An 18,626-nucleotide genomic window follows, 5' to 3' on the forward strand; every position below is an offset into this window, starting at 1 on the left:
CGGGTGGGCGGATATCGCTTCGCCTCCATCGCCGGCAGCCGTCGCGGTGCTTTTCGCGGGTCCTACTCGTCGCTGTGGCCTCGCGGCCGCCTCTACAGGCAAGCCGCCTTGCTTCGTCCAGCTCGTCGTTGGGGCTTCGGCAGCAGTCCCGGGGCCGCGGCGACAAGTGCGACCAGCAACCAGACCCCGATACCCATCGTCACGGTTGCGGCTACCGGCAACTGCCCGGTGAGAACAACCAGCACCGCCGCGTTGGCCATACCCGCCGTGGCGCCGGCTTCCACCTGAGCCCGCTGGCCGACGATCAACCGGGAGACCAGTCTGCCGATCAGCGTGCACCCCCCGAGCAGCACCGGACCCGCGACCACCAGGACGGTCAGCGCGACCCACCACGGCGTTCGCGACCAGAACGCCAAGTACAGGCTCAGCACGCCGTCTGCCGCCAGAGCCATCAGCACGGTTCCACCAGAGGCGGCTTCGTCCTTGGCGTGCGGCCCGCACAGGACCCACAGGGTTACGCCCGCTACCGCGGCCAGGGCCGCCGCCGCCCACCCGGGCATCCCGGTGAGCAGCGACAGCTGCCCCCACAGTCCGGCAGCTCCCGCCAGCGCAGACCACCCCCCGCCGTCATCGCACGCAGGACCGGCGAGCCGTGGCGGTGGAACGGTTGAAGACGCCGGACCCGGCGCTGCGGCGGCCGGCCGGGGCAGGGGAGTGGCGGGCGGTGCTGCCGCGCTCACTCGGCGGGGCGCCGTCTGCGTCACTGCCTCCCACACTGCGGTTCCCGCCACCGATGCGCCCTGCGGAAGCGGCTCCAGGACCGCGGCCAGGCGCCGCTCGGCCTCCGCGGCATCGGGGCGGCCGCCCGGATGGAGGCACAGCAACTCCAGCACGAGGGCCTCCAGGGCCACAGGCACGTCGGGGCGTACCGTCCGCAGCGGCAGCAGCAGCGGCCGCGGCGAGTTCGGCCGGGGCACGCCCCGGCCGAACGGCGGTTGGCCGGTGAGGAGTTCGTACAGCACACACCCCAGCGAGTACAGGTCGCACCACGCGTCCGAAGACTCTCCCCGCAACCGTTCGGGCGCCATGTAGGCCGGGGTCCCCACTACCCTGCCGGGCAGGGTGAGCGTCTCGTCGGCGGCGTACATTCGTGCGATCCCGAAGTCGACAAGCGTGACCGTACCGTGCGGCGACAGCATCACGTTCGACGGCTTGACGTCCCGGTGTACGACCCCGGCAGCGTGCGCGTCGCGCAGACCGCGGCACATCTGCCGACCCCATGCGACCACGTCTTCCACCGTCGGCAAGCCGTTCGCCAGCACTGCCTGCAGTGGGACGCCTTCGAGCAGCTCCATCACCAGGAAGCCGACCCGGCTGCCCCCGGTGACGTCCTCACCGACGTCGTGAACGGTGACGACATGCGGACTGTGCAGCCGTCCTACGGCCAAGGCTTCGCGCTCGAACCGGGCACGGTCGGTCTCCGGAGCCGCGGACAGGTCGACCACCTTGATCGCGACCTCGCGGCCAAGCCGGACGTCGAGGGCCCGGTGGACCACACCCATGCCGCCGGCGCCCAGGACTTCGCCCAGCACGTAGCGGCCGACCAGCCGCGTGCCCCTGACCACCACATTCCCTTTCCGGCGACAGCAGTCCCGCAGCCCGGGCGGCGCGACGACACAGCCGCCGGGCATGATGCGTGCACGCCGCGGCAGCTCCCGGACGACCGCCGACGCCCCATCTGTCGGGCGTCCGTAGTGGACCGGACTGTCTCCGCTGGACCAGTGTTCCATATCGGCACAAACAGCCCGTAGGCGACAGAAGTTCGGGCGGGAGGCGGTCAACGGGAGTCGCTGCTTCGGTCGAGGAAGTGCGGTTGTGTCAGTCGGCAACTCCATCGTGGGCCAGACAGTGTGACGGCCGACCCATCGTTGCTGCGCTCGTTGAGCCGACCCCTCGGTCGAGGCTGCGACCACTTCTGGCAGGCGCAGTTGCGGCAAGCCCACGTGCGGCAGGGCGGCGGCGAACTGATCACCGGGGGAGGAAGTCTGGGATCTGATGGCATTGCCAGGTCCGGTCCGGCCGACTTCCCGGAGTCTTCCTCGAACAGGCCGAACGGGGCCGGGTCTGCGCTCGCAGGCCGAGCTGGACGGCATCGCCCAGCATGCTGGTAGCGGGGTGTGTAGCCCTCGCCCCAGGGCAATGGCCGGACGTGACCGCCATCTGGGACGGGTGGAGGCATGGGAAGCGGTGGATGGACCGGCCGCAGCCCGCGGGAGCGTTGTCCGGTGAGCGGGATCGAGCCCGGAAGGGGCCGAGCGAGAGCAGCGTCCTAGGGTGGGCGCATGGATCTTGCGGACGATTTGATGACCCGCCCATACGACGTCTACGAGCGGCTGCGGAGCACTTCTCCGGTGCACCGCATCACGGGAACAGATGGGCAACCTGCGTGGCTCGTCACCCGGTTCGACGATGTCCGCACCGCCCTTGCTGATCCGCGCCTGTCGCTGGACAAGACACATGCGCGTGAGGGCAACTACCGCGGGCTGTCACTGCCTCCGGCCCTGGACGCCAACCTCCTGAACATGGATCCTCCCGACCACACCCGTCTGCGTCGGCTTGTCGGACGGGCCTTCACTCAGCGACGGGTCGAGCAGTTGCGCACGCCGATTCGCGCGACCGCCAACCGGCTCCTGGACGCTCTCGGTGAGCAGGGCACCACAGACTTGATCGCGTCCTACGCGGCCCCCCTGCCGATCACCGTGATCTGTGATCTTCTCGGTGTCCCGGACAGCTACCGGCGGGACTTCCGCGGCTGGACGACGGCGCTGATCGCCCCAGATCCGGGCCGTCCTCAGGCCGCCAAAGAGGCCATCGTGGCCATGCTGGGCTTTTTCAAGGAACTCATGGCCCACAAGCGGCGCGAGCCGGCCGACGACCTCCTCTCCGACTTGATCGCCGTGCGGGACGCGGAGGGCGACCGGCTCACCGAGGACGAGCTGATGTCCCTGGCCTTCCTTATCCTCTTCGCAGGATATGAGAACACCGTCCAGCTGATCGGCAACGCGACCCTGGCCCTGCTGCAGTATCCCGAGCAGATGGCCGTACTGCGGCAGGACCCATCCCGCATACACGCCTCCGTCGAGGAGTTCGCCCGCTACGAGGGCCCGGCTCTGCTCGCCATCCGGCGCTTCCCCACCCAGGACGTGACGATCGGCGGCATCCGGATTCCGGCAGGCGAGACCGTCCTGCTCTCCTTGTCCGCCGCCAACCGCGACCCGGACCGCTTCCCGGACCCAGACCGCCTGGATCTCGGCCGCGATGCCGCCGGGCACCTGGCGCTCGGCCACGGCATCCACTACTGCCTGGGCGCACCCCTAGCACGAGCCGAGACCGAGATCGCCCTGGCCGCACTGCTGGAACGGTTCGAGGAACTCGAGCTCACCGGGGAGGAACCACGGTGGCGGCCCTCGCTACGCGCCCGTGGCCTCCTCGACCTGCCGGTGCGCTACCGGGCCACCAGGCACTCGTCCTGACGGGACACCTGTCGAAAACGCCGCTGCCCGGAGCCGTGCGGGGCCGGGCAGCTAGCTACTCCCCGGCCAGAGCCTTCTTCTGGCGAAGGCGCTCACGCAGGGAGCCGATCATGGGGAGCGTCAGTCCGGAGAAGAGGAACAGCACGGCCAGTCCGCTCAGCGTGGGGCTGACGACCTCCTCAGCCTCCAGCGGCCATGGATTGTCCAGGGTGTAGAAGATGATGTACGAGCCCTTGGAGAACGCGTACGCCAGGCCGAGGGCCGCCGAGACGCAGGACAAGGCGAAGCCGGCGCTGCTCCACGGTCTGATGCCCCAGTTGCGCCAAGCCGTCCTGCCGCACATGAACGCGAGCTCACCGCAGGTGACCAGGACGTAGGAGAGGTAGATCAGCAAGTAGGCGGCGACCTTCGGGTCGTTGACGTACTCGGTGGTGAACTCGACGTCGGGCCGGTTCGCGGCCAGGAAGAGCGGCACGAGAATCGCGAGTTCTACTGCGGCTGCGAAGCCGCGCTGGAACATCGCGGCCTTCAGATACTCGGGCCGGTACGCCAGATCCACCATCGTGATCTGGAGGAAAGCGCACCACAAGACCGCACAGATGTGTGCCACCAGCTTGCCGGCGTTGTGGAGGCCGGTGATGTTCTGCAGCGCGTCGGCCACCGAGGGGACGGCGCACAGGACGCCCAGCGTGCACACCCCGAAGGCGAGGGCGATCGCCCATGTGGAGACACGCGGATTGCCCACAGCCCTCCGTGTGCAGAGCGCGGTGACCACCAGTCCGGCCACTGTGCACGTCCCGAAGACTATGCCGTCAACCACTTACAGCCCCTCCAGTGAATCTGCCGCATACCGTGCGGCGTCGTCCATGCTCCGGCGCCGCTGAGGCTTGCCTTGAGCCTCGTCGTCCGGCACCGGCTCCAGGCCGAGGTCCTCTCGACGCCGTTCCAGGTCCGCGATGACGTTCTGCATCTCATCGGGCGGAAGGCCGTTCAGCAACGCCAGAATGCGACGCGCCTTAGGGTCCTCGAACGCCTCCAGTGCCCTCAGATCGCCGTAGCTCTCGTGCGGCAGAAGGTATGCGGGTGGCACGCCGCCCAGAGCTTCGCACAGCGCCAGGATGGTGCCCACAGTCGGGTTGTCCTGCGAACCCTTGGCCAACTTGGCGATGGCAGCGTGAGACACCGACGGGTGATCGCCTGGCAACGCGTCCACGGCAGCAGACAGTGTGCGAGACGACAACGTACGGCCGTTGGCGTCCCGTCGGCTGGCCATGAGGGCACTGAGTCTCTCCGCCAAGGGGCGGCGGCTGCGCCTCAGCACTGGCAGGAATGACCGGACATGGCCCGTGAGCCAACCTGCTCAAGACTGCACACCACCACGTATCGGTCTCTCACTCAGTCGGGAACTCGTTGCTGTGTACTTTAGTTGACATGGCCGGGGGTGCAAGGCAGGATCACGATAGGGAGAAGGAAACCCTGTGCAGCGGATTGACTACAGAGCGTTACCGAATGCAGGGCTGCTCTCCTGGGCCCTAGATCCCTAGTAGCCCGAAGAGTTGGACGCGACGGCGGTGGAAACGGCGTTGGTGTGTGCCGCGCTGCGGCTCGTGCGTGACGGGGCGCTGCACCGACAGGGGGAAGAGTTGAGGATGGAGCTGGCATCCAGCAGCAGTGACCATGCTGGCGGGATTGCGCGAAACGGGGCGTCGGCCATGCCGCGTGCTCTTCGGGAGCACCGCCGAGCTCGATCCGGCAGGGCGGCCTTTGGGGGAGAGCGGCCGGATCATCTTCGACGTCACACGGCCCCCACCAGGCATGTGCACCTCGGCGCGAGGGGGGCCGCCCAGCCGAGCTCCTCGCACGCACCGCGGCACCTCAAGCGGGGTGCCAACTCGAGAATGGGGCTGGGCCGTACCTCCGGGTTCCCCGCGCTGGGGGACGGGCGCGGCGCAGTGCGCATCCGGGGCTTGCGGCGCGAATCGACGGGAGTGGAGTCATGAGGCCGTGATCACTTCGTGCCCAAGCCGGCCAGCCGGCGCCGAGGGCACTTCACGTCCTCGTCCCATCTCTCGAGGAGTACACATGCCGACCCTGGGCTCACTGCCCACCGACAAACCCGAACTCGAACTGGCATTCGTGGCAGACGGTTCTCAGCGGTCTCACTCCACGGAGATAACCGGAGTGGTGACGCTGACGCCGGAGGAGCTGCTGGACAACGGAGTCCCCGCGGCTCTGCCCGACGGCTCGCTCGTCCTGATCACCGGCAAGTCACCCTTCCGTCTCCGCGGACGCATAACGGCGGTGCTTGAGCAGCTCCTCCAGCGGATGCGCCGGCACGGCAGCGCAGGTCTGGCTGTCAGCGCCGCTCCCGGCACGCGCCAGCCGTTCCCTCCGGCAATCGTGGACGGGGCCGCCCGCCTGGGCATCGCCCTCCTGGCCACGTCCGCGCCCACCGAGTGTTGGGACGGCGTCCACGAGGAGATCCAGCAGTCCCGCCTGATGTTCGCAGAGCGCCGTGCTGCCCAACTCAGCTCACTCGTACAAGAGTTGCCAGCGCAGCTGGCCGATCCCCGGGCCATGCAGCGCATCGCGGACTGGCTCGCCCGGGTCCTAGACTGTCAGGTTCTGGTCAGCGAGCCGGAGCGCGTCCTCGCTGCTTCACCGGCCACTGCCGCCGAGCAGCTGGCACAGGCCATCATCCGCCAGTCCGTGGACGGAGTTCTCCCCGAGACGCTCTCCGGACCCCACACCCAGCTCATCTCCCTGGCTCCAGCCTCGGCTGCCGACACCGTCCTTGCGGTGGCTCGCAGAACTCCTTTCGACGAGGCGGACCTGCGGCTGCTGCGCCATGCGGCGAAACTGCTGGGCCTCGTCGACCAGGCGCACCGCGAGTACCGGGCAGCCTCGGACGCCTCTCACGCGGCGCGCAGCGCGGCGTTCGAGCTTCTTCTGGACGGCGAGGTCGACAAGGCGAGGCGCGTCATGGCGAATCTGGCGCCCGGACTTCTGGAAACCGAAACCGCCCGTGTCTTTGTTGTGGAGACCCAGCAGGCGCGCCGGGACCTGGCTGCGCGCCGCTGTAGCGCATCGGTCGGCCAGCAGACCCTCGTCGTTCCCGACCCGAGAAACGACCGGCGGATACTGATCGTGCATCCGATTCGCTCGGACGAAGACACCGGTGCAGAAGTCTCTGCCGAACTGACCCGCCTGGTGGGCGCGCTGGGACCGCCTTCGTCCCTGGGGGGCAGCGGGGTCTACTCCATGCCCCTGCTCGCAGACGCGCTTCACGAGGCCATCACCGCCCAGAGGTTCGCCGCCTTGCAACCGGACTCCGTGGCCCTGTCCGTGCACGGCTCCGACCTTGTCGGTCTCCTGCCCCAGACTGAGGCGCAGCACTGGGCCCGCCGCTTGCTGCACCCGCTGATGCGTGACGAGACGCAGTGGGAGTCCATGCGCGAGACCCTCCCGGCTGCCCTCGCCTACCCGTACACGGTGGCGGCCCGCCGGCTGAGCCTGCATCGCAACACGGTCATGCGCCGCGCCTCGCGAGCTGCCGAACTCCTGCGCATGGACTTCGCTTCCATCAGCGACCGCATAGCCGTTGCGCTGGCCATGGAACTGGTCACGCAGCGAGAGGTCTCCGCTTCGCCGCGGCTGACCGGCTCGGAACCGCCCTCTTTGGCGCGGCTGCTGGCCACTCCCCAGGTGCACGCCTGGGCACAGACCCTGGTCAGACCGATCCAGGCAGACCGACGCGACCTCCTGTCCACGGCCCTCGCCTGGCTCACCTTCGACACGCACGTCGAGCCCGCAGCCCGCGCGCTCGGTCTTTCCGAGGTTACGGTGCGTTCCCACCTGCGAGCCGTCGAGAACTACATGCAGCGCGATCTCGCCACCCTGGCAGGCGTACGCGATCTGCAGTTCTCTCTGCATGTCGTCACGGGCCGGCCCGACCTGCGCTCAGATCAGCGAGGGTTGTCCGTCGTCGCATGCTGACCGCCGCGATGTCCCGGCGCTCGGCGCGCAACCCGGTTCACTTCCCTCAGTTGGCCGGCCTCCCTGCCTCGAAGGGGGGCACGTCCTCGACGGCCATGTCTGCACGCACCCGCACAAAACGCGCAGGGTGGCGCAGCCGCCCGCGGGCGTCCCGGGAGATATCCGCGCTGATTTCGACGACAATCCCCGGAACGACCAGAGACACCTCCAGCGTCTCCTGCGATCCCCACCCGGCGGAGAAAGACCGCCCGCCCCACGGGTGATCCGCCTCAGCCGTTCGCAAGAGGCCGCCCATAATCTGAGCCTGAGCTCCTGGCAAGGCACTTGTGCGCCCTGCATATCGCAGTTGGCCGGCTGAGCCGAACCGGCCGAGCAACAGGCTCGCCGGACGGCTTGGCGTTCCGGTGACCGCACCGACGATCATCTCCAGGGTGTCGCGCACCCGGAACTTCCGCCAAGAGCGTGCTCCCGGCAGATAGCTCTCGCCGCCATTTTTGAACACGCAGCCTTCCACGCCGGCTACGGACCAGGCCAGCCATCCTCGGGCCACCTCGGCATCGCCGGTCGACGGGCACAACGTCCAGGGCGCGCCCAGGCCCTCCCGCCGGAATAGGGTCTCGAGCTCCCGCCGCCTCTCGACGTATGGACGTTGACGCAGGCTCTGGTCGTCGACGTGGAGCAGGTCGAACACGACGTAGTGGGCCGGCCGGGCCGCCGCGGCCCTTTGAGCAGCGGCGCCCCGGCGGTGCAGCCTCTGCGTGAGCCGCTCGAACGCGAGCCTGGACTCCTCCCATACGACTAGTTCACCATCAAATACCACAGAACAGGGAAGACGTTGAAGAGCCGCGGTGATCTCCGGAAAGGCTGGCGACAGGTCACTGCCCGTGCGTGAGCGCAGCACTGTAGTGCGGGCAGCATCGCGTGCCGCGAAGGCCCGGAAGCCGTCCCACTTCGGTTCGGCAAACCAATCTAAAGGAAGTGCAAACGTTTCTACGGGAGTCGCCAGCATCGGCTCGGCGGGAAGGTCGATCACATCCGAGGGCTACCACTAACGCCTCGCCGGACGAAGGAGGACACGAGGAAAGCAGCTCATCAGGCAGGGGTAGGCTCACCCCCCACGCCACCGCACAGGCCCAGCGAAAGATGTTTCCTTCTCAACCAACTCGCTTAGGGCGAGGCGGTGTTAGAGGTGAGGCGCAAAGTTTGCCAAGTGATAGGTGAGCCACCCGCGTCGCCCAGAGATGTGCACCCCCGAAACGACCGTCATGAGGAAGGTGCACTTCCGTGTCGGCATGCGGCCGACTGGTGCAATGCCGACAGGTGTCACCGGCCAGTTTGTGCACCGGCGAAATGGCATCGCTTCACGCATATGCCTAGCGTTACCGATGCAAGCCCGGCCAACCACAGGACGAGTGAGGCTCAAGCCGAACCCGTCCCCGAGGGGAAGCCGATCAGGCCAGCGGCGAGCTGGCCCGGTGACGGCGGCGAACCCGTCGCATGCACCAGGAGGCGGGCACCGGAAGGTGGTTGGAGCCACCGTCCTGGCACCCGCTCTCGCCAGCGCAAAGCAGGCCCCTGCCAGGGCCTGTGCAAAACGACTCTCAGCAGAGTCACCACCAGCAGATCTGAGGAACCCACTGGGGCCTTCCACCGGCGTGTTGGAGCACGCCGGCGGTGCTCAGGATAGACCAGTGCGCCACGCGAAAACAGCTTGACCACTGGACTTTCCTGGGAGAAGGCCCCCCGAGCCAGACGGGGCGAACCATATGACCTCCAAGTACGCGACGGACCAGTCGACACCGCGCACCACCGTGTCGGCTCACCGCCGATGCCCCCGGGCGGATCTGGCTCGTATGCAGAACCTCGGCGCAGCCGGGCTGAGCGGTTAGCACCCGCTCACGCCCGACGGCGCGTCCGAGCCGGTCACGGATATACCAGATCCTCGGCCGGCCTCCCGCCCGGGGAAGACTTCCTTCCCCTGAGCGAGCGGCGCGCGGCAGGAGCGAGGCGGCCTCCCAGCAGCTGCTCCTGCCGCGCCGCACATGCCGCGCCGCCGCAAATGCCTGCGGCCCCTGCGCCTGGCCTCTCGCCAGCCGGACAACGCCCGACCCGCTGCTGGCCTGAGCACCCCCGCTCTGCCGCCGGTCGGCGCAGTCGGCGCGCTCCACTTCCCTCGGCCGACGGGGCCCACCCGCCATCGGTGTTGCCGACCCGCCCGACGGCACTGATGCCGAGCACCCGCATCCGCGCATCAGGCGGGCCCCGCGACGCCTCATCCCGTCATGCATTCACACATCAAGTGAGGGATCTCCGTGCAGCTCCGCACCTCAGCTCGTCTTGCCGCCTCCGCCATGCTGGCCCTGTCGGTGACCGCCGGTATGGCGGCAACCGCCGCCCCGGCCGCCAGCGCCGCCGAGATGCCGTGCAAGCCACGCGTCTATTACAAGATCAACACGAACGCCGTGAACTTCAGGACCGGCCCCTCCACGAGCTACGCCTCCAAGGGCCTGCTCTACAAGGGCGACTGGGGCAAGAAGGTCGCCACCAAGGGGTCCTGGATCAAGCTCCAGCTCGGCCAGAAGTCCAAGACCGGCCTGGCCAAGAACAGCACCGGCTGGGTCGCCAAGAAGTACGCCTACGACTGCGTACCCATGCAGCTCGACTGACCCGGTCGTGGTCCGGCTGCCCGCACCGATCGTCCGGATGCGTCGGGCAACTCAAGGCTCGGCGGGCAGACACCGTCTCAGCCACCGCCTCGCACTACCCAGCAGCGCAACTCCTTGCGCCCCACTGGGGGCTTCCCTGACCGGCTTCCCGGTCAGCTTTCCCTCCACTCGAAGGAGTCCACCGTGATCACCCAGCGCGTCAAGCGCACCGTCCTGGCCACCACGATGGGCCTGGCCGTCGCCGCGGGCGGCGTCGTCACAGCCTCAACGGCGCATGCGGCTGACACCGGCCACACGAAGGTCAGCTGCAGCGCGGTCAAAATCCGCAAGGCACCCGCGAAGACGGCCACGGTGGTGGGTATCGGCTACCGAGGCGACAAGGTCGCCTACGACCAGTGGGCCTACAAGCGCGCCGAACGCCAGTGGTACACCCGCGGAACGGTCACGCGGAAGGACGGCAAGAAGGTCCGCGGCTACATGGTCTACCAGTGTGCCAACCCCTACGGCACCAACCCCGCGCCCACGCCGCCGATCCCCAAGTAGGCGAAGGGCAACCGGCATTGTTCCCGGCGGCACCCCGCGCGAATGCCCCGGCCGACTGTTCATCACCCCGCGCCCAGCACTCGACACGCCGTTTCCACTTCCTCGGCAGGACGGCCGGCCCTGAAGGCGGCCGAGCTGCCTTCTTGGGTCACCGCCCGCGCACGCGCCCTGCCGGGCGCGGGCAATGCCCCCGCCCCCTTTTTCCCTTTCGAGAGGTCGCTCGACGATGATCCGCCAGCTCGCTCTCCGCTCGGTCGCCCCCGCTGCCCTCGCACTCGCGGCCGCTGCCACCCTGACCGTGACGACCGCCCCCGCCGCGCACGCCGTCGGTGAGCACAGCAAGTGCACCGTCAACTGGTCGAACTTCGGCGCCACCGTGGCCAAGAACGGCTGGAACCTCCGCACCGGCCCGTCCACCGCCTACGCCAGCCGCGGCTACCTGTACCGGGGGGACAAGCTGACCGTGCTGTGCAGCCGCGGTGTCTGGGACTACAGCCAGCTCACCCAGCGGTCCAAGTCCGGCATTCCCAAGGGCACGAAGGGCTGGGTGCGCGACGACGGCCTGTACCAGCTGGCCGGCTGACAGACCGGCCCGCATCCCGCTTTCAGCCGCAGCTCAGGAACCGTGCGTCCGATGCACGACCGGTGTCCCAAGCAACACATCGCAAGGAGAAGGCATGCGCATAGCCGCGCGCGCTGTAGCACTGGCCAGCGCCGTCCTGCTGACGGCAGGCGGGGCCACTCTCGCGGTCGCACCGACCGCGTCCGCCGTAACCACGCCCTCCCGGTGCCAGTACGAGTGGAACACCCCGCACAACGCGAAGACGACCACCGCGGTCAACCTCCGCACCGGCCCGAGTACGTCTTATACCTCGACCGGAATCCTCGCCAAGGGCACCGGCTTCACCCACTACTGCATCGCGTACCCCAGCGGCAACAACTGGGCATGGGGCAAGGTCACCAGCGGTGCCAACGCGGGGAAGTGGGGCTGGGTCTACTACAACTACCTCACGCTCTGACCGCGGACCGGCGCCCTGGACACCCACCTCAGGCCGGGACGCCCACAGCCTCCCTTGCTCAGCTGCGATTCCAGCCTTTCCCGAGTCCGCCGGCTGCGATGCCGAGTTCTGCACCGCAGCCCGCCTGCGAGCTTGCACATGACCCGAGGAATCTGACACGGCAGCTGGTGCGGACTGGAGGACACACGGTGGAACTGCTGAGGAACCCCCTGGTCAGGACGAGGCCAGCGGACAGCCCAAGGCGGGACCTACACCTTTCACCACCCCCATCAACGGCCCGGCCGCGAACGGTCTGCCGACGCCACTCGTTTCCCGGAGGACGCCACCATGCCCGCGCTCAAGCGCACCGCCGTCACCCTGCTCGCCGCCGCGGCCGTCGCCGGCACCACACTCTCCACCGCCGGAACAGCTTCCGCCGCCAGCTACTCCTGCAAGACCAGCAGCAGCGGCTCCTATGACGATCCGTCGTACAACGGGCCCGACTCCGACAACTGGGAGTTCGACGTCAAGCTCTGCGCCATGCGGTCCGGCGGCTACATCTACACCACCGCCACGGTCTACTGGGACGGCCCCTACTCGTCCGGCACCAACAACAGCTTCACCTTCAACAAGGCGCGCTTCCACCTCGAGACCAAGAAGAGCGTGAGCGGCCCGGACCCGGTCGTGAAGTCTGCCAACTACACCGGACTCGAGGGCGCGCTCGAGAACAGCAGCGCCGCGGGCAACGGCTCCTACAAGACGGGGACGCTCAAGTACAAGGCCGGATCGGGCCGCTACCTCGCCGACGGCTACATACAGCTGGACTGGTCGGGCGACGGCAAGGACTACAAGGCCCCCATCCAGTTCACCGCATCCCCGACCGTGTAGACGCCCGCCCAGCTCCCGGGACCGACGCGCCTCTTCCCGTCGGCCCGGCACCAGGCGCAGCCCGGCCCTCGCCTTCATCCCCCTGGGGCGATACCCCCGTGTCCTTCCGGCGCGGGCGTGGCCAGCTGCTCAGCGGGGGCGTCGTCCGCAACGGCGACGCCCCCCACATCCAGTCCGGCGCCCGAACCAGCTGATGCCGGCCGCCTCACCTGGACCGCCCTGCGTCCGTCTTTCCTGGAGCGTCTGTGTCAGCCATCACCCTGCCCGTGACCGCCAACGTTCCCGAACAACCCGCCCCCCGCCAATGGCCGCCCGCCATCTGGGCTCTGCTGCTCACCACGCTCGTGGCACGCAGCTTCGGCTTCGCCTACCCGTTCCTCAGTTACCACCTCAAGCACCTGGGCTATACCACCGAGGCCGTCGGCCAGGTCCTGGCAGTCTTCGGCATCGGCTGGCTCCTCGGACAGCTGCTGACCGGATGGGCCGCCGACCGCCTCGGCCGACGCCGCACCCTCGTGACCGCGATGGCGACTGCAGCCGTCCTTCTGCCCCTGCTGGCGCAGACACACGACTTCGCCGCAGTGTGCACCGGGGCTCTCATCGCTGGCGTCGTCTACGACGCGGCGCGTCCGGTCGTCACGGCTGTCATCGCCGACCTCATCACGGACGACACGCAGCGCGCCGCAGTCAACGGATGGCGCCACGGTGCCGTGAACATCGGCGCGGCCCTCACCGGAGCGCTCGGCGGCTTCCTGGCCGGACACGTCGGCTTCCAGGTCCTGTTCTGGCTCAACGCCGCCGCGTGCGCAGCATGTGCACTCATCGCACACCGCTGCCTGTCCGCCGACATCCCGGTCGCCACTGCGAGCTCCAGGCGCACCGACGTGCGGGCTGTGACACGAGACGCGCAGTTGTGGCTGCTGTGGGCGGTCAGTGTCTTCGCCCTGACATGCGCCGCCGGGATGTTCTCAGCGCTTCCGATGCTCATGGCGGACGACGGCCTGGCCGCCAGCGCCTACGGGTGGACGCAGGTCGCCAATGCCGGAGCAGTGATCGCTCTCACCCCTCTGCTTACGCCGTGGCTCAGCCGCCGTTGCGGAGGCCAGCGGCCCATGATCGGCACGCTCGCGGCCAGCGCCCTCCTCCTGGGCGTCGGGATGGGGAGTGCCGGCCTGGCCGAAACCACCCTCGGCTACAGCCTTGCCGTCGCCGTCGCCGTCCCCGGCGAGATCGCCTTCTTCATCGCCGCATCCGACGTGCTCAACAAGATCTCACCAGAGCCCGCGCGGGGCCTTTACGCCGGCATCTGGGGATCCACCCTCGCCGTCGCCGTGATCATCGCCCCCGTTCTCGCGGCCGCTTCCCTGACCTATGGCGGTGGGGTTCTCACTGCCATCACCACCCTCGCCGCCGGCGTCGTGGGCGCCGCCCTGTGCCTGCCGCTCGCCGGGCTCACATCTCGCAGCCCGGCCGCCCGCGTGACCACCGAGCCTCTCCCCACAGCCTGAACCGCCGAACCGGAGAAACCGACCATGAGACGAAAAAGCACGCAGCCCAAGACATCGGCAAGCCACTGCTATCGGCCCTCGTTCGCGACCTCCCGGCCTGCGCCAGGGGTAGCACGATGACCGCTATCGCTCCGGCCGCGCCCTACGCACCGCCGACGAGCGACCGCCGACTGCTGCTCGGTGTCTTCGGCGTGCTTGGTCTCGTCATGGCGGTCTGGGGTACGAGGATGCCTGCGGTCCAGAACGCGGCACAGCTTGGCCCGGGCCAACTCTCGCTTGTCCTCCTCGGCGCCGCAGCCGGCATGGTCGGCGGCCTCCAACTCGGCGGCTGTCTGGCCGACCGGCACGGTCCCTCCCGACTGCTGATTGCCCCCGCCATCGGCTTCGGCCTCGCCCTGGCCCTCCTCGGCCAGTGCCGCACGCTGCCGACCCTGATCGCAAGCGCCGTCGTCTTCGGCCTCGCCCACGGGCTGCTGGACGTGGGCTGCAACGCTTCCGCAGTCCACTGCGAGCTCGCCTACCGACGTCCCATCATGTCCGGTCTGCACGCCGCCTACTCGATCGGCGCTCTGTGCGGGGCGGCGCTCGCAGCCGCGACCACCTGGATGCCCCACAACGTGCTGTTCGCAACGATCGGCGCCGTCACGGTGCTCACCGCCATCACCGCCGTGCCGAGCGTTCGAGCGGCAACCTTTCTCGACTACGCACCCGAGCGCACCGAGGCAGTTCCGGACGATGCGAAGCCAGCCCCCACTACCCATGCCACGGTATGGCTGCTGGGCGCTCTGGCCGCCGCGTGCCTGCTGGCTGAAGGCGCTGCCGCGGACTGGTCGGCGGTGCATCTGCACTCCCTCCACAGCTCCGAAGCAACAGCGGCAGCCGCCTACGCCCTCTACAGCGCCGCCATGGCCGCAGGGCGCCTCGCTGGCGACCGGCTGACCAGCCGCTACGGAGCGCCCGCGCTGGTGCGTGCAGGCGCCACGGTGGCCGCCGCCGGACTCGGGGCAGCACTGCTCGTCGGCAGCGCCCCAGCCGCTCTGATCGGCTGGATGGCACTCGGAGCAGGCCTGTCCACGGCCATGCCCTCCCTCATCACGGCCGCCGGGCGAGGAGGACCGCGCGCTGTGGGCACGGTCGCCGCGACGGGCTACCTCGGCCTGCTCGCCGGTCCCGCCGCCATCGGAGCGCTCGCCTCGCTCACCAGCCTGCCCACCGCGCTCACCCTGCCCGTCGTCCTGGCGGCGGCCGTTGCCCTCGCTTCCCACCGAGCCCTGGAGTCCCGATGACCGCTGACATGCCGACCACCCACAATGACTCCGGCCTCGAGGCCGTGATCCTCGACTACAACGGAGTCCTCGGACGACAGCCGAGCCTCGCCCAGTGGACCCAGCTCGCCGAACTCGCGGGATGGCACCCCCACGAGACCCACGCCTTCCAACAGGCATTCTGGCAGCGGCGGGAACCGTACGACCAGGGCACCGTCATCACCTCCACGTTCTGGAGCGGACTGCTGCGCAACGGCCGCACAGCACCTCCGGGCAGTACCCACCTGGCCGCCCTCGCAAGTGCCGACGTCGCCATGTGGACCGCCACGGACCCCGTCGTGCTGGACCTCCTGCGTGCGGCTCACGCGTCCGGGCTGCCTCTGGTGCTTCTGTCCAACGCGCCGAAGCCGCTGGCCAACACGCTCGACGACGCCGAATGGTGCGCCACCCTGTTCAGCCGGACTGTCTACTCGGCCCGCATCGGAGTGAACAAGCCCCACAGACGGGCCTACGAGGCCGCGCTCGAAGCCGCCGGATGGCCGCAGCCGTCGAAGACCCTGTTCGTCGACGACCGGTTGGACAACGTGCAGGCCGCCGAGCAGCTCGGCCTGCGGGGTCTGCACTACACCGGCGACCCGTCCGTACTCGCGCGCCATCTTCCCCGGCCGCCGGCCGCAACGACCATCGGCGCCCTTGCCACGAGCGCATGACCGACCCCGCGGCGATGTCCCGCCGACCAGGCACCCGCCGCATCCCGATCGCCGAACCGGAGATCCGACCATGAGCGTGACCACCTTGCGCCGCCTGCGCCCGCACTCCTCTGCCGTTACGAGCACCTGGCACTCCTCGGTGGTCGCACTGCCCGCCGAGCGTCGCGCCGCCACTCCCTTCCACACCCGCGAGTGGGCCGCCGCCTGGCAGGCCGTCCGCACCGAACAGGTCCGCAGCCGTCACCACCTCTTCCTCCAAGACGGCCCGAGCCAGCACCGCATGTCCTTCTATCAGGTCAGCAACAGCCCGCTGTGGCACGCGATGGAAGACGATGCCAGCGTCACCCGTCCAACCTTCGAAGCCGACGTCCTGTACGGCCCGTCCGTTTACGGCGAGTACGGCGGACTGCCCGGCGCAACCGTGCCCGTCCTGGCCGAAGCCGTCGACCGAGGCCGCGCGCTGGCCCGCGACATCGGCACCGAGGCCCTGGTCATCGCGAACATCCCACCAGCGGAGCGAACCCTGTGGCGCCAGGCCCGCACGCCCGACGCCGAAGTCGTTCTGTACTGGGCCCACCGCGCCCGTGTCGGCGCGTCCGTCGACGAGTTCATCGCGAACTTCCCCTCCGCCAGCACCAGCCGCGAATTCCGCAGCCAGCACCGCCGCGGCAACGACGCCGGCCTCACCCTCAAGATCGCCCGTGGACCCGAACTTCTGCCTTACGTCCCGGAGTTCGCCGCGCAGTCCGTCAGGGCTGGCGACGGCCACAGCCCGGCCCTCTACGGCACAGACATGCTCGCTCCCCTCACCCGAGTACCCGGCGCCGTCGGACTCCTGGCCGAACACAGCGACGGCAGCCTCGCCGGCGGCTTCTTCTGCTTCCGCTACGGCTCGGCGCTCTACCTGTGGACCGCCGCCATCGACGATGCCCGCAACGGCGACCTGCCGATCTACAGCTGGCTGATGTACGAGAGCGTCAAGTTCGCCGTCGATACCGGCGCCAGCGTCCTGGACGCCGGCCGCTGCGACTACGCCTACAAGGCCCGCCTCGGCATGCTCCCCGTCGCGCTCACATCCGCGGTCTACCTCACCAGGCCCAACCCCCACCTCGTCAGCCGACTCGGTGCCCTGCACACAGGCCTGAACCAGCACGTACTGCGCGCCTGGAACAAGGCCTGACCCCTGCCCAATCGCTGCGGACGCCCCCTTCCCGAACCACGTCAGGACATCACCGTGCCCCACGCATCGCACCCCTCGAGATCGCCGCTGCTCGTCGTCATCGGCGCCGGAAGCCGCGTCTGGCGCGGATACGGACTGCAGCACATCGCCGCCCGCCACCGCGTCGCCCTCCTCGACGAGCATCCTCCCGCGTGGGCCAACGACTACGTAGCCGTCTCCATGGCCGTTGATCTGGCGGACACCGAGGCCGTCGCCCAGGCCGTCGCCGCGCTGGCCGCCGAGCAGAGCGTTGCCGGTGTGCTCACCTACATGGAGCAGCACCTGGCTCTCACCGCCAGGATCGCGGAGCGGTTCATGCTGCCCGGCAACACCCCCAGCGCCGTTGAGGCATGCCGCGACAAGTACCTCAGCCGCTCCCTGCTCGCCGCGGCCAACGTGCCCTCGGCCCGCTCCTACCTCGTCCCGGACGCCGAGACCGCCGTCGAGTACGCGGTTCTCCTCGGCGGTCCGGTCGTCCTCAAGCCCAGGTCGATGGGGGGCAGCGCCGGCGTCCGGCGCGCAGACACCCCCGACCAGGTCCGCGACGCCTTCCATGCTGCCCGGGGCGCATCCCTGTTCGGCCTGGAGAAGACCGGACCTGCCGGCGTGCTGATCGAGGAGTACCTCGACGGTCCCGAGATCAGCGTCGAGTGCGTTGTCCTGGGACACGACACCGTCCACATCGCCGCCATCACCCGTAAATACCTCGGTGACGAACCGGGCTTCCAGGAGACCGGCCACCTCGTCGACGCATCCGACCCCCTGCTGGCCGACCCCCGGATCCGCGAGGTCGTCCTTGGCGCCGTGAGCACGGTTGGTATCTCGTGCGGCGTCATGCACATCGAGATGCGCCTGACCCGCCAGGGCCCGCGCATTGTCGAGATCAACGCCCGACTCGGCGGAGACCTCATCCCGCACCTGGTCCACCTGGCCACCGGCCTCAACCTGCCGCAGATCGCCGCCGACCTAGCTGTAGGCGCCGACCCCGAGCTGGTCCTCAGCCAGAGCCAGAGCGCTGCCGTCCGCTTCCTCTACCCGCCCGTCACCGGCCACGTCACGGCTCTGAACACCGGCACGTTCGCCTCCTGGCTCAACCGCTTCGAGTGGACCGCCACACCCGGCAGCCACGTCAACGCCCCACCCCGCGCCACGCTGCTGGACCGCCTGGCGCTCGCCGTGGTCATCGGACCAGACCCTGACACCTGCCACCAGCGACTCCAGCTCGTCGAAGAACGCAGCGGCGTCCACATCCAGCCCGACACCGTCTCCACCGCCTGCGTCGCCTGAACCACACGGCCCG

16 protein-coding genes are annotated in these 18,626 nt (G+C 69.1%); 12 read left to right on the forward strand and 4 right to left on the reverse strand.

Features of this window, described 5'->3' with window-relative positions:
* Positions 1-92: 92 nt before the first annotated feature.
* A complete protein-coding gene (locus ALMP_RS00565; protein ID WP_264923843.1) occupies positions 93-1,625 on the reverse strand; it encodes a serine/threonine-protein kinase in 1,533 nt (510 codons plus the stop codon).
* Between the two features lie 717 nt (positions 1,626-2,342).
* Here ALMP_RS00565 and ALMP_RS00570 point away from each other — a divergent pair.
* Positions 2,343-3,533, forward strand: coding sequence for a cytochrome P450 (locus ALMP_RS00570; RefSeq protein WP_264923844.1), 1,191 nt, complete (start codon positions 2,343-2,345; stop codon positions 3,531-3,533).
* Positions 3,534-3,588: 55 nt separating this feature from the next.
* Here the strand turns inward: ALMP_RS00570 and ALMP_RS00575 are convergent, their stop codons facing one another.
* Both ALMP_RS00575 and ALMP_RS00580 read right to left on the reverse strand, forming a co-directional pair.
* Positions 3,589-4,278 carry a hypothetical protein gene (locus ALMP_RS00575; RefSeq protein WP_264923845.1) on the reverse strand — a complete coding sequence of 230 codons (690 nt, stop codon included), beginning with the start codon at positions 4,276-4,278 and terminating at the stop codon, positions 3,589-3,591.
* A 75-nt stretch (positions 4,279-4,353) separates the two neighbouring features.
* Positions 4,354-4,746 carry a hypothetical protein gene (locus ALMP_RS00580; protein ID WP_264923846.1) on the reverse strand — a complete coding sequence of 131 codons (393 nt, stop codon included), beginning with the start codon at positions 4,744-4,746 and terminating at the stop codon, positions 4,354-4,356.
* A gap of 869 nt (positions 4,747-5,615) precedes the next feature.
* Between ALMP_RS00580 and ALMP_RS00585 the strand changes: the two genes are divergently transcribed.
* Complete coding sequence (locus ALMP_RS00585; protein WP_264923847.1) at positions 5,616-7,529, forward strand: helix-turn-helix domain-containing protein; 1,914 nt, start codon at positions 5,616-5,618, stop codon at positions 7,527-7,529.
* 46 nt (positions 7,530-7,575) lie between these two features.
* Here ALMP_RS00585 and ALMP_RS00590 read toward each other — a convergent pair whose 3' ends face one another.
* A complete protein-coding gene (locus tag ALMP_RS00590) occupies positions 7,576-8,562 on the reverse strand; it encodes an ATP-dependent DNA ligase (RefSeq protein WP_264923848.1) in 987 nt (328 codons plus the stop codon).
* A gap of 1,279 nt (positions 8,563-9,841) precedes the next feature.
* On the opposite strand from ALMP_RS00590, the gene ALMP_RS00595 reads away from it, so the two are divergent.
* From ALMP_RS00595 to ALMP_RS00640, 10 genes are all read left to right on the forward strand, one after another.
* Positions 9,842-10,195, forward strand: coding sequence for an SH3 domain-containing protein (locus ALMP_RS00595; protein WP_264923849.1), 354 nt, complete (start codon positions 9,842-9,844; stop codon positions 10,193-10,195).
* A gap of 183 nt (positions 10,196-10,378) precedes the next feature.
* Positions 10,379-10,738, forward strand: coding sequence for a hypothetical protein (locus ALMP_RS00600; protein ID WP_264923850.1), 360 nt, complete (start codon positions 10,379-10,381; stop codon positions 10,736-10,738).
* 226 nt (positions 10,739-10,964) lie between these two features.
* Positions 10,965-11,321 carry an SH3 domain-containing protein gene (locus tag ALMP_RS00605; RefSeq protein ID WP_264923851.1) on the forward strand — a complete coding sequence of 119 codons (357 nt, stop codon included), beginning with the start codon at positions 10,965-10,967 and terminating at the stop codon, positions 11,319-11,321.
* Positions 11,322-11,415: 94 nt separating this feature from the next.
* Positions 11,416-11,757 carry an SH3 domain-containing protein gene (locus ALMP_RS00610; protein WP_264923852.1) on the forward strand — a complete coding sequence of 114 codons (342 nt, stop codon included), beginning with the start codon at positions 11,416-11,418 and terminating at the stop codon, positions 11,755-11,757.
* A gap of 327 nt (positions 11,758-12,084) precedes the next feature.
* Complete coding sequence (locus tag ALMP_RS00615) at positions 12,085-12,624, forward strand: hypothetical protein (protein ID WP_264923854.1); 540 nt, start codon at positions 12,085-12,087, stop codon at positions 12,622-12,624.
* A 245-nt stretch (positions 12,625-12,869) separates the two neighbouring features.
* The gene (locus tag ALMP_RS00620; protein WP_264923855.1) at positions 12,870-14,132 is read left to right on the forward strand and encodes an MFS transporter; all 1,263 of its coding nucleotides are present in this window, start codon (positions 12,870-12,872) and stop codon (positions 14,130-14,132) included.
* 116 nt (positions 14,133-14,248) lie between these two features.
* Positions 14,249-15,418 carry an MFS transporter gene (locus ALMP_RS00625; protein ID WP_264923856.1) on the forward strand — a complete coding sequence of 390 codons (1,170 nt, stop codon included), beginning with the start codon at positions 14,249-14,251 and terminating at the stop codon, positions 15,416-15,418.
* A complete protein-coding gene (locus ALMP_RS00630) occupies positions 15,415-16,107 on the forward strand; it encodes an HAD-IA family hydrolase (RefSeq protein WP_264923858.1) in 693 nt (230 codons plus the stop codon). The genes ALMP_RS00625 and ALMP_RS00630 overlap by 4 nt, the downstream gene beginning before the upstream one ends.
* Positions 16,108-16,177: 70 nt before the next feature.
* Positions 16,178-17,287, forward strand: a complete 1,110-nt coding sequence (locus ALMP_RS00635; RefSeq protein ID WP_264923859.1) for a GNAT family N-acetyltransferase — start codon at positions 16,178-16,180, stop codon at positions 17,285-17,287.
* A gap of 54 nt (positions 17,288-17,341) precedes the next feature.
* Positions 17,342-18,613 (forward strand): acetyl-CoA carboxylase biotin carboxylase subunit family protein, encoded by a 1,272-nt coding sequence (locus ALMP_RS00640; protein ID WP_264923861.1) that lies wholly within the window; start codon positions 17,342-17,344, stop codon positions 18,611-18,613.
* The last annotated feature ends 13 nt before the right edge of the window (positions 18,614-18,626 follow it).

Source organism: Streptomyces sp. A012304 (genome assembly GCF_026008495.1).
Lineage (GTDB): Bacteria > Actinomycetota > Actinomycetes > Streptomycetales > Streptomycetaceae > Streptomyces.